Source organism: Cognaticolwellia mytili, from assembly GCF_002104475.1.
Lineage (GTDB): Bacteria > Pseudomonadota > Gammaproteobacteria > Enterobacterales > Alteromonadaceae > Cognaticolwellia > Cognaticolwellia mytili.
In genome coordinates, this window is the sequence record NZ_NBOF01000005.1 from 99,416 (window position 1) to 111,590 (window position 12,175).

The window sequence follows — 12,175 nt, forward strand, 5'->3', positions numbered from 1 at the left end:
TAAAACATCATACGACCTAATTTTCATTTACGCCACGCTTGTTCACCTTATTTTTGAATATAAATCAAATAGAAGCACTATAATTCAGCTTGCTTTTCTTTAAATGCGTGCTTATTAATACTGGTCAAACCAATAGCAGTCATTTACCATCCAAATTACACCTTGTTTTTATATTTTTCTAGTTACCACTTATGATAAAAATTCGTGATTTAGAATACTTAATCGCTATCGCAGAGCATAAGCATTTTGGCCATGCAGCTGAAGCTTGCTTTGTCAGCCAACCAACATTGAGTGGGCAAATTCAAAAGCTTGAACAAAGATTAAAGCTCACCTTAATCGAGCGGAAAACGCGTAATGTTATGCTAACACCTGCCGGTGAAAAATTGATTAATGAAGCAAGACAAGTGTTAAACGCTGCTAGTAATTTTGAAGAGGCTGCAAAAGCATTACTTGACCCTTTATCAGGCGATTTACATATCGGTTTAATCCCAACTTTAGCGCCCTATGCTTTACCTCATATTATGCCTGCGTTAAATAGCACCCTACCTAAAATTAATTTTTATCTACATGAAAATAGAACTCAAGATCTACTTCAGCAATTAGAGCAAGGTAAGCTAGATATTCTAATTTTGCCTTGGCTGCCTGAAATGGAGCGTTTCGAGCGTTATGATTTATTTGCCGAACCATTGGTAATGGCAACATCTCAACAGCACGAGTTCGCCACTAAAGACCAAGTTAACTTCGATGATTTGCAACAGCAGAAAATTCTGACGTTAGAAGATGGGCATTGCTTGAGAGACCAAGCCATGGGTTATTGTTTCAGTGCTGGTGCAGAAGAAGACCATAGTTTTCGAGCAACTAGCCTAGAAACCTTACGTTATATGGTTGCGAGTAATATGGGGATTACCTTATTGCCGAAATTGGCAACATTGAATCCTTTATCGAATAAAGACATTCGTTATATTCCTTTTTTACAGCCAGAGCCAATACGAGAAATATCACTACTGTGCCGAGCAGGATACTCGAGAATGGACTGTGTTAGAGCTGTTGCTAATTCTGTACGTGAATCAATAACTCCTTTGTTTAAGAATCACTAATTCTGTTGGAACCAAAAAGCGCTACTCAGATAGAGTATGCGCTTTTAAAGCTTTAACACTGGCAACAAGCCAATTGCTTATGCCGCAACCTCTTGGCTTTCTGCTGCAGATTCATTAGGATTCGGCGTTCTAATTAAATAATCAAATGCCCCTAATGCTGCCGTTGCACCACTACCCATGGCGATAATAATTTGCTTATACGGCGAGTTGGTCACATCACCGGCAGCATATACACCCGCCATGTTAGTTTCACCTTTTTGATTAGTGATAACTTCACCACGTTCAGTTAATTCAACACTACCTTGCAAAAATTGCGAGTTGGGTACTAAACCAATTTGCACAAATATTCCCGCAAGTTCAATGCTTTCTTGCTCATTAGTTGCACGATTAAGATAATTGAGCCCTGTAACATGCTTGCCGTTACCTAACACTTCTGTGGTTTGTGCATTGACGATAATATCGATATTCGACAATGAACGTGCTTTATTCTGTAATACCGCATCGGCTCGCAATATAGAATCAAACTCCAATACGGTAACATGTTCAACAATACCCGCTAAATCAATCGCTGCTTCAATACCTGAGTTACCACCACCAATTACCGCTACTGATTTGCCTTTGAATAATGGGCCATCGCAATGTGGACAGTAAGCAACGCCTTTACCGCGATATTCTTGTTCGCCAGTAACATTCATTTCTCTCCATCTTGCCCCTGTAGCAATAATGGTAGAGCGGGTTTGCAAGCTAGCACCATTTTCTAATTCAACGGTGATTAAGCCGCCTTCTTCATCACTTTCTATAATCGTTTTCACTCGTTGATCATTCATAATATCAACGTCATAATCTTTTACATGCGCCTCTAGGCTAGCCACTAATTTAGGCCCATCAGTAGCACTGACTGAAATAAAATTTTCTATTGCCATAGTATCTTGTACTTGGCCGCCAAATCGGTCGGCAACAATACCTGTACGAATCCCTTTTCGAGCACTATAAATCGCAGAAGCTGCACCAGCTGGGCCACCACCAATGACTAATAAATCAAAGGCTTCTTTTTTATTAATAACAGCTGCTTGTCGAGCACCAGCATTAGTATCAACTTTATTTAAAATCTCAGTTACTGTCATTCTACCTTGACCAAACACCTGACCGTTTAAGTACACCGCAGGCACAGATAAAATATCGCGCTTATAAACTTCTTCTTGAAAAAGTGCGCCATCAACCATCACATGTTTAATTTGCGGGTTAATTGCTGCCATCATATTTAAGGCTTGGACAACGTCAGGGCAATTTTGACAACTTAATGAAATGTAGGTTTCAAAACTATATTCCCCCTCCAATGCTGCTACTTGCTGAATTACTTCTTTATCAAGTTTTATTGGGTGGCCGCCACTATGTAACAGCGCTAGTACCAAGGATGTGAATTCATGGCCCATAGGCACACCAGCAAAGCGCATTTCACCGCCAGTTTTTACTGATTTTACTAACATTGATGGCACACGTTCATTACTTGTGTCTGCTGCAACAACCGTTACTAATGCTGACATTTCAGCAATTTCTGTCACCAAGGTTGCTAATTCTTTTGATTTTAAGTCTTCGCCTAAAAATACTGACAATTCAACAGCCGAGGTTAAATTTTGTAAATAGGTCTTTAGTTGTTGCTTTAAGTTCGTATCTAGCATGGTTTATTCCTTCGAAAATACTGATGAATATGATTTTTATTTGTTTGCTTGGAAAGTACCGCGATATTTTCAATCATATCGCGGTGGTGTTAACTGTCGTTTAGATTTTACCCACTAAGTCTAGTGATGGTGTTAACGTTTCTGCGCCTGGCTGCCATGCCGCTGGACATACTTCACCGTCATGGTCAGCTACATATTGTGCGGCTTGAATTTTGCGAACTAATTCTTTCGCTGAACGACCTATGCCTAGGTCATGTATTTCAGCAATTTTGATTTCGCCTTCTGGGTTAACTACGAAAGTGCCACGTAATGCCAAACCATCGTCTTCAATCATGACACCAAAGTTACGAGTAATTTTTCCCGTTGGGTCACCAATCATTGGGTAAGTAATTTTGCCAATAGTGTCTGAACTAGCGTGCCATGCTTTATGAGTAAAGTGTGTGTCAGTAGATACTGAGTAAACTTCAACGCCCATTTCTTGTAATTGAGCATAATGGTCAGCCATGTCGCCTAACTCAGTTGGACATACAAATGTAAAGTCAGCTGGGTAGAAGAAGAATACAGACCACTTGCCAGCAACATCTGCCTCAGAAACTTCAACGAAGTCACCATTACTAAATGCAGTTGCGTTAAAAGGTTTAATTGTTGAATTGATAATTGATTGATACATGCTTATCTCCAATGTGTGTAAAGTTTGTGCTGTTTAAGTTGGGATAATATTAAGGCAAACTTAAAAATAGGTACAATCGTTTGATTGTATAATTACGATAGGAAAAACCTATTACGATAAACCCAGTAAAGCAGATATAACTTTTCGCTATAGGAGACAAAAACTTTACTACTGTTAAAAATACCCTGTTCAATAGATTATGGTGGTCAACACTTACTAAGGGTAAAAATCATGAACATCAGCCACACGCAAGAAAATATCGAACAACAAGAAAATGAATTTAGTTACATCACCAGCAAAAACATTGCTAAACAAGCAAAGCCTATGGCAAAAAGTAATGAAGTTATTATGAGTAAAATATTAGAGCTTTTAGAAGATAGCACTTCTAATCATGTATTAGGTTACAACTAAGCTAAGCATAAACTTCTAATCAATTATGCTGTTGAGGTAATGCCGCACTACGCGCATAAATATCAGCATAATGATCGAGGCGAATATTGAGTAAGTCATTGTTTTTAATTGCTTGTTCTACAATTAACTTGAGTTCATCTTGTCGGGTCGCCAACTTCGAGTGACTAGAAATAGCAAGGTAATGGAGAGTTTCATAATCTGGTTGATAAAGTGATTTAGTTATTTTGCCTTTCTTACCCATTTTACTCAGTAATGGCAGCGTGCTTTCTTCATAATGTATAAAGGCATCAATACGTCCACGTAATAACAATTCAATATTTTGTACTACACCTGTGGCACGAAATTTATTAATATTTTCATCGTTGTCAAAACGTTGAAAATATTTGGAATAATGATTAATACCAATATGCTTTCCTGCTAAGTCTTGATAACTTTTAATTTGATGATGGTTTTCTTTAAGCGTAAAAATGCGATGGGAGAGTAATTCATAATGCGGCAAAATATAAACAAATTCATCTTGACGTTCTTCTGTCTTTTGGATGCCAACAATTAAGTCTAATTGGCCATTTTCAATGTGTCGCAAACGTCGAGCAAATGGCATCGTTGACAACTCCAGAGTCACATTTAACTTGTCAGCAAAGTATTTTAAATACTTGCTATGTAAGCCATCTTTAAATTCTTCAGCAACTGCAGCCCTAATAACCAACTTTTTCGCTTTATAAGCGTATAGGTTTAGACAAGTAAATATTGCCAAGAAAAAAATAAACGCTCGCATTAATTTACCCTTGATACTCTTATCATTTCAAAATGCAATTTCTAGCATATCTTCCTTTGGGCATACCGAGAATAACGAACTTCTCCTATCAATGCCTTGGTACTACGCCTTTAGCTACTTACAGAACCTGTATTGTAGAGTAAAACGAGGATAGAAAAAAATCAGTGGACAAACTTGCCTGCAAATTTTTCTTGAAATTGTTTATCTTTTATAACCTGCTGACCGTTTAACCACACTTGTTCGATACCGGAAGAATATATATTCCAAGTAGAAAAATTTGCATTTGCTGCGAAGGTTTCAGCATCAAAAACAATAATGTCTGCTTGGTAACCTTTACGTAGCTGGCCTCGGTCTTGAAAACCTAATATTTTCGCGGTTTTGCTTGAACTTTGATTGATAAATTCACCTAAAGTTAGCAAGCCTTTTTTCTGAACATATTCTTGATATTTTTGTGGGAAACTAGCAAATTTACGCGGATGACCATTGGTGCCATCAGAAGAAGTCACCACCCAAGGTTTCACCATAAAAGCTTCTACGTCAGTAGGCGACATATTAAAAGAAGCGACTCGAACTTCACCTTCTTGTACCAACTTCATTGCCGCTGTTACAGGGTCAATTGCTCTTTTTTCTGCAACTTGCGCCAAATTCAAACCAACCAACTCAGGGGCGTTAAACGCCGTAATAAGCAAAGACTTTGGTCCACCGCGACGACGAATATTTTCTTTTATTTCGGCACTTAATTTTTCAGTTAAACTCGCATCATTTAGGCGCTGATGAAATGCTTGTTGTGAGTCGGCCATTACCCATTTAGGCATAACTGCGCTGCGTAGTTTAGTGCCAGAGGCAAGCCACGGGTATTGGTCGGCAGAAATACTTGTGCCCTGTGCTTGTGCTTGCTCTATTTTTTCAATAGCGACACTACTTTGCCCCCAAACATCAACGCCCAAGGCTTTAATATGAGCAAGGTGTAGATGAATATCAGCTGTGTCAGCAATATGAATTGCTTCAGCCAATGCAGCAATAAAACCGATATTAAAAGTGCTTTCATCACGCAAATGAGTATCGTATATGCCGTTATATTTACTGGCTATTTTTGCTAGCGTTACCACTTCTTCGGTATTAGCAAAGCTACCAGGCACATAGTACAAACCAGTTGATAGCCCTAATGCTCCTGCTTCCATCGCTTGCGTTAATAACTGTGACATTGATGCTAATTCTTCAGCACTGGCATAGCGTTGCGCGCGCCCCATCACCTGTTCACGTACACTACCATGACCAACTAGTAATGCGACATTGGTACCAATACCATTCGCTTCTAATTCGCGTGCCGTTTTTGCAATATCAACTGGGCCTTCGCCGTCATTACCGTTCACAACTGTAGTGACACCTTGGGTCAGGTAATTTAAGTTACTGTTTTTGTCTTTGCTGTATAGCTCTTCTAAAGTATGAGTATGCGGGTCAATAAAGCCTGGGCTGACAATTTTACCGGTAGCATCAAGGGTAGTTTTCGCGTTAACTGAATGCTTGCCTGTTGGATACACACCACAAATTTCGCTGCCACATATCGCAATATCTAATGCTTGTGGTGCTGTTTTAATACCGATGTAAACACTGCCATTGGTAATTAAAGTATCTACCGTTATCTGCTCTACATCACTTACGGCATTATTATCATTAGCTGGCTTGTTTTCAGAACAAGCGGAAAGTGCTAATACGCTACTAACTAGCAAGGCAGTGGGTAAAATTCGCTTGAATCTATTTGGCATGAATAACTTACTCTTTATTGTGATCGGTTGCTGACATCAAGGTTTTCATTAATAACACCGCGGCGTTATTGGCAATAATATCAATATTATCACGGTTAGTTTCATCACCCATTTCATAAGTTATTGCATGGACATTATAATTATCAGCAAAATATTGCTTTGAAACACCATTATTAGGTCGATTACCTGGCTTTTGAACCACCTCAAAATTTGGCATGGCTTTATCTAAAGCACCAAGCCAATGCTTAACAAAGTAGCGGTCTTCAACACCGTAATCAACCGGCATAGTATAAAAAACATCGTGCTGAGTAGAATGAAAATCAACAGCAAATTTTATCTTTTGCCCATCAGCAACTAGGCCTTGCAAGTATTGATGCACTTGCTGAGTTTCCGGTTGTTTGAATGTGATCCAATCACGGTTTAAATCAACGCCATTCGCATTGTGACGCCAGTTGCCCATGGCAACACCGTCTGGATTTAAATTTGGAATAATAAGCAGGTTGTATTTTTGGCGAAAACTGTCAGCAAATGAGTTATTCGCTAATAAAGTTTCAACAAAAGGAAATAACGCTAACGCGCCAGTTATTTCTGGTGGATGCAATCGACCTAAAATCACCAACCATTCTTTGCTGTTACTATGGCTTTCAATTTTATAAATAGGACGACCTTGTAGTGATTGTCCCAATACACTTTGCTTAACAGCGCTGGTTTGTTGTAATTTTTTAGCCCAATCAACATAGTACTGATTATTAATCACTTCTTGTCCAGCAATATAGATTGCATGTTGGTTAGCATTAACATTAAAAGTTAACACTTTTCCACGGTACCTATGCTCATGAACATGCCAAGATTTCATATCGCTACTTATTTTTGGTAAATAACGATTCTCTCGTTTACCAGCAATCTTAATCGCTACTTTCACTTGGGTAGGCTGGTCGGCAACAACCTTAAAGGCATACCAAGGGCTCGGATTTATTGGCGTGTTTTCAGGCTTAATAGTAATAATAAAGTTATTATTTCCTAAATTGACACACTCATCCATGCGGCTTGTTTCAAAGTCTGCTATTAATCTTACAGCGCCAGTATCACATGCTTGCGCATTATTACTCTCATTGATTTTCGTTGTTTCAGCGCATGACGCCAATAAAACAATTGAAAATAACCATGTGCAAATAAGTAGTTGTTTTTTCATAATAACATCTTAAAAATTAGTATTAATGTGAGAAAAAATGGCTCGACTATTTTTTAAAAGCCGAGCCATATTATATTATTGAAACCACTTGCTAAGAATTAGAAGTCTTTTCTTAAGCTCATGTAAAAATAACGGCCACGGTTAGAGTGCAATGCACCAAAGTAGCCATGTGCTAGCTCATCAGCAAGAGGCGGCTCTTCGTCAGCAATATTACGAATACCAAAGCGAATTTTAGTGCCGTCTAAAACACTATCATCAGCAAAACGATAGTCTGCATACAAATTTACCCGAGTAAAACTATCAACCGGCAACATCACAATTTCATCATTAACCGTTGCAGTCGTACTGGTATCAATCACTTCACTTACATAGTTTGCATTAATTCCCGCACCCCATTGGTTATAATCCCAATCAAGTGAGATTCTTGCACGCCATTCAGGGCGACCATTTTGCTTGATTAGATCCCCCGCACCAGCAACTGTTCTATCCGCAGGTACAGCAGCGTTACCCGCTGCTTGCGCAGCAATCAACAGTGCTGAGATTGCATCAGCTTCTTGCTCAAATTTCTTCAACTTAGCAGCATTAACTGTGAACTCCCAATCGCCAAAGCTTGTTTCAAAATCATAAATCAAGCTGAAATCAACACCTTCAATATTTCTCACACCTAAATTCAAATAGTCATTATTGATTTGGATGACTTCATTGGTATTAGCATCACGAACAACTGCTGTATTGCTTGAGCCTTCACTTCGCAGTAGTGAGTCGTAAAGTAAGTGCGATGAACCCGGTAAAATACCCACGAGATCTTTTTGCTTAATTTTCCAAGCATCCATAGTGAACGTCAGGTTCTCTAGTGGTTCGAATATTAAACCAAGCGACGTATTTTCATCATCTTCTGGTTTTAAATCAGTGGTACCACTGCGGATATCAATGATGCCATAACTATCGTCAAGCACAGGGTCATACAAGCTATTTGAACGTGGCACTCCTTCAGCTGAAACTTGTGGTAGGCCTGGCGCACGAAAGCCACCAGCGTATGACGCTCGGAAGCTAATCCAATCAGCAGGCTCCCAAAACAATGCAACTTTAGGCTTTACTGCGCTACCAACATCAGAAAAGTTTTCATAACGGCCAGCAACTTGTAATTCAACATAATGAGAGTCTGAATCAATCAATGGCACTAAGAATTCTGCATATGCTGATGCGACATTACGAGATGCTTTTGAATCAGGTGTCGGACTACTGCCTAACACATCACTACCAGAAAGCGTTACACCCGTAATTTGATCTACAAAAGGATTACTGCCATCAAGTAATGGATCGCGATCATCTTCAAAAGTCTCCCTTCTAAATTCAACGCCCATAGCAACGCCAACATCACCAGCAGGCACGCTAAAAAGTGAGCCGTTACTTACTTTAAAGTCGAACGATGTCAAGCTAGTTTTTGAATCACGATTAACATCAACCATGAATTGGTCAACAACACTTTGTGGATTTAAGCTTGTATCACCACTATTTATATTGTTTACATCACCACCGGTAAAGATGTTATATGCTGATGCTGCATCAGTACTATTAATTGCCGCCTGAAATTTGCTCGCTTGAATACGGTTAGCAGAGTCATTGGTTTCAGCTTCAGTATAAAACGCTGCAGTTTCCCAGTCCCAATCGTTATAGGAACCTTTCAAACCACCTAGTACTCGATAGCTGGTATCATCAACTTCGACATTTCTTGGCCCGGTGTCGATTGCTCTGTAACTACGTAACTTTACCTCTTCATCAAATGGGTTGTGAGCTGCATTAGCAGCAATTATAAATCGCTGAGCGGTTAGATTATGGGTCTGTTCACGAGTTCGCTCTGCTTTAGCTGAGTAATAAGTCACTTCTGAAAAGAAATTTAAATCACTGTTAATTTCATGGGTGAAATAAGTATATAAATTTAATCGTCTGACATCTGAAACTAATGATCGAGTAGTACCACGGTCAAAGCGTTGGTCTCTTGGAAAACTTCCACTATCAGCACAAACACCTCCAGCCAAATTAACCACGCAGCCTGAGCTCGTATCTGGCTGGATATGGAATCGGCCTAAATTGCTAGATTGGAAATCTCCCCAAGGTGTTGCTGTTGAACGATTATCAAGTTGTGTATCACCAATGAATTCTTCTGGTAAACCTGGGTATTCACGTAAATCATGACTTGCTGAGTATGGGCGTTCACTTGCCATCATGCCGTTACGGTCATAATAACTAAAAGAAGCAGTTAAATGTGAACGGCCTTCATTTAAATCAAAACCAGTCAAATAGCTAAAAGTGGTCTCATCAAGTGACGTACCTTCTGAGCCACCATAAGATAATTTAACTTGGTTGCCTTCGTAATCATCTTTTAATTGGTAATTTACTACACCAGCTACAGCATCAGAGCCGTAAATAGCGGCTGCGCCATCACGTAAAACTTGCAACGAACGTAGGCCTGAAACAGGTAAGGTATTTGAGTTAGAGGTAGAAACTGGAACAAAATTTTCTGATTGCGTACCTGGATGGGTAACCAGCCGACGGCCATTTAATAGTGTTAAGGTATTACCTGAGCCAACACCACGTAAGTTAATTGATGCTACATCGCCACGAGCATCATTAACGCCACCGTTACCGGTTGCTGCACCAAAGTTAACCGCACCGATTTGAGGGATAGAACGTAATAATTCATCACCAGACATAGCACCCGTATTTTCAATATCTTTCTCTGTTAATGCGGTTACAGGTAACGCACCAATGTCTGAGGCTCTTTTAATGTTCGAACCTATGATACTAATACGTTCTACTTCTTCGACTTTTGCCGCTTCTTCAGCATTGGCTTGTTGAATAAAAGTAGTTTGCGCTGCTAATGCTGTAATTACGCATAAGCTTAGATGCTTCAGTTTATGTCTGTTTTTAGTTATCTCTTTCATCACTCTCACCGTCATAAGTTGCATTTATTATGTTGTGTTGCCGAATATATTTTTATTCGATCCTAGTTTCTAGATTCACCATGCCCAATTATAGAAAGCAATACTATTGACACTTCGTTTACACCCCATAACCTAAAGTTATAGCAAAGTTACAAATTCAGCCAATTTATTCATTCAACCGCGCTACGTTACGGTTAATTATGTTAAGCTTCCGCGCAAAAAAACCACCTTGTTGTTATCCAGTAACGTTATCAAACAAGGTAAAGCTTTTGGTTATGACACTCATAAGTTTTTGAACTGCTGATCGCTCGACTATCTCTTTACAATCGAAATTCAATGCATTGTCCATATAAGAATCATGCGCTAACCAAAAACGAAAATATGCCACATTAAAAAAGGTTAAATGCTCATATGAATATAGAAATATCTACTGCAGAAACACTCTTAGTTGCTTTATTAATACTTTTTGCCGGTTATTATTTAAATGGCAAAATCGCTTTTCTTAAAAACAACAATATTCCAGAGCCCGTTGTTGGTGGCATCGCATTTTCAATTCTTTCCGCGATAGCGCATGTCTATTTTGATGTGAATTTTCAATTTGATATGGCTTTTAAAAACCCATTAATGACGGTATTTTTTACCACAGTTGGCTTAGGTGCTAGCTTTACGTTATTAATTAAAGGCGGCCCAAAAGTTGCGCTTTTTCTTGGTGTAGCCACTTTGTATCTGCTGGTACAAAATGCCATAGGTGTTTCCATTGCAACGGCCACAGGTATGGAGCCGTTAATGGGCTTAATTGGCGGCTCAGTTACGCTTTCAGGCGGACATGGTAATGGTGCAACTTATGCCGATTTATTCATTAATGAATATGGCATGCATAGCAGTGTATTTGAATTAGCCATGGCGGCAGCAACCTTAGGCTTAATTTTAGGTGGCTTAGTCGGCGGCCCCGTCAGTAAACGCTTAATCAAAAAATATAATTTAAAAGCCGATACCTCTTACCACGAAGAGTTAGACGACACGATTACCTTTGACCCTGAAGATCACGACTTAGTAACACCACGAAAAATGATGGAAACATTATTCGTTATTTTACTGTGTATGTACTTAGGACGTATGGGCTACGATGCATTGAAAGCAATTGATGTTGTGTTACCCGCATTTTTAATTCCATTACTATTTGGTGTGGTGATCACTAACCTCACTGAGTTCACCAAAGTGTATAAAGTCAGTAGTGCTTGTATCGATTTATGGGGCACAATGGCGTTATCAATATTTCTTGCTATGGCGCTGATGTCATTAAAAATATGGGAGCTGGTGAGTTTAGCTGGCCCGATGATATTTATGATTTTTGTTCAGGCAATCATGCTAATGTTATTTGCTTATTTCATTACCTTTAGGGTGATGGGCAAAAACTATAACGCCGCAATTATGGCTGGTGGGCATTGTGGTTTTGGCTTAGGAGCCACACCAACAGCGGTGGCTAATATGGAGTCACTCGTTTCTCGTCATGGCCCGTCACCACAAGCATTTTTAGTCGTGCCACTAGTTGGAGCATTTTTTATTGATATCACCAATGCTTTGATTATACAGTTATATTTAAGCTTGCCATTTGTGAGTGGCTAACACATTGTTAGCCA

Annotated in this window: 9 protein-coding genes; 3 read left to right on the forward strand and 6 right to left on the reverse strand. The window is 39.3% G+C overall.

Annotation, left to right across the window (positions count from 1 at the left end):
• Positions 1-191: 191 nt before the first annotated feature.
• On the forward strand, positions 192-1,097 hold the full coding sequence (oxyR, locus tag B7C41_RS16160) for a DNA-binding transcriptional regulator OxyR (protein WP_085299996.1): 906 nt from the start codon (positions 192-194) through the stop codon (positions 1,095-1,097).
• A gap of 77 nt (positions 1,098-1,174) precedes the next feature.
• On the opposite strand, the gene ahpF is transcribed toward oxyR, so the two are convergent.
• Together ahpF and ahpC are read right to left on the reverse strand one after the other, a co-directional pair.
• Entirely contained in the window at positions 1,175-2,776 is a 1,602-nt protein-coding gene (gene ahpF, locus B7C41_RS16165) for an alkyl hydroperoxide reductase subunit F (protein ID WP_085299997.1), read from the reverse strand.
• Between the two features lie 100 nt (positions 2,777-2,876).
• The gene (gene ahpC, locus B7C41_RS16170; RefSeq protein ID WP_085299998.1) at positions 2,877-3,446 is read right to left on the reverse strand and encodes an alkyl hydroperoxide reductase subunit C; all 570 of its coding nucleotides are present in this window, start codon (positions 3,444-3,446) and stop codon (positions 2,877-2,879) included.
• 231 nt (positions 3,447-3,677) lie between these two features.
• Here ahpC and B7C41_RS16175 point away from each other — a divergent pair, with 231 nt between their 5' ends.
• Complete coding sequence (locus B7C41_RS16175; protein WP_085299999.1) at positions 3,678-3,857, forward strand: hypothetical protein; 180 nt, start codon at positions 3,678-3,680, stop codon at positions 3,855-3,857.
• A gap of 19 nt (positions 3,858-3,876) precedes the next feature.
• Here B7C41_RS16175 and B7C41_RS16180 read toward each other — a convergent pair whose 3' ends face one another.
• The 4 genes from B7C41_RS16180 to B7C41_RS16195 all read right to left on the reverse strand — a co-directional run bounded on the left by B7C41_RS16180 (position 3,877) and on the right by B7C41_RS16195 (position 10,535).
• Positions 3,877-4,632, reverse strand: a complete 756-nt coding sequence (locus tag B7C41_RS16180) for a substrate-binding periplasmic protein (RefSeq protein ID WP_085300000.1) — start codon at positions 4,630-4,632, stop codon at positions 3,877-3,879.
• Between the two features lie 161 nt (positions 4,633-4,793).
• Positions 4,794-6,398, reverse strand: coding sequence for an N-acyl-D-amino-acid deacylase family protein (locus B7C41_RS16185; protein ID WP_085300001.1), 1,605 nt, complete (start codon positions 6,396-6,398; stop codon positions 4,794-4,796).
• Positions 6,399-6,405: 7 nt separating this feature from the next.
• Entirely contained in the window at positions 6,406-7,590 is a 1,185-nt protein-coding gene (locus B7C41_RS16190; protein WP_085300002.1) for a M14 family metallopeptidase, read from the reverse strand.
• A gap of 98 nt (positions 7,591-7,688) precedes the next feature.
• Positions 7,689-10,535, reverse strand: coding sequence for a TonB-dependent receptor domain-containing protein (locus tag B7C41_RS16195; RefSeq protein WP_085300003.1), 2,847 nt, complete (start codon positions 10,533-10,535; stop codon positions 7,689-7,691).
• A gap of 411 nt (positions 10,536-10,946) precedes the next feature.
• Here B7C41_RS16195 and gltS point away from each other — a divergent pair, with 411 nt between their 5' ends.
• Positions 10,947-12,161: a sodium/glutamate symporter gene (gltS, locus tag B7C41_RS16200; RefSeq protein ID WP_085300004.1), complete on the forward strand. Its 1,215-nt coding sequence runs from the start codon at positions 10,947-10,949 to the stop codon at positions 12,159-12,161.
• Positions 12,162-12,175: the final 14 nt, after the last annotated feature.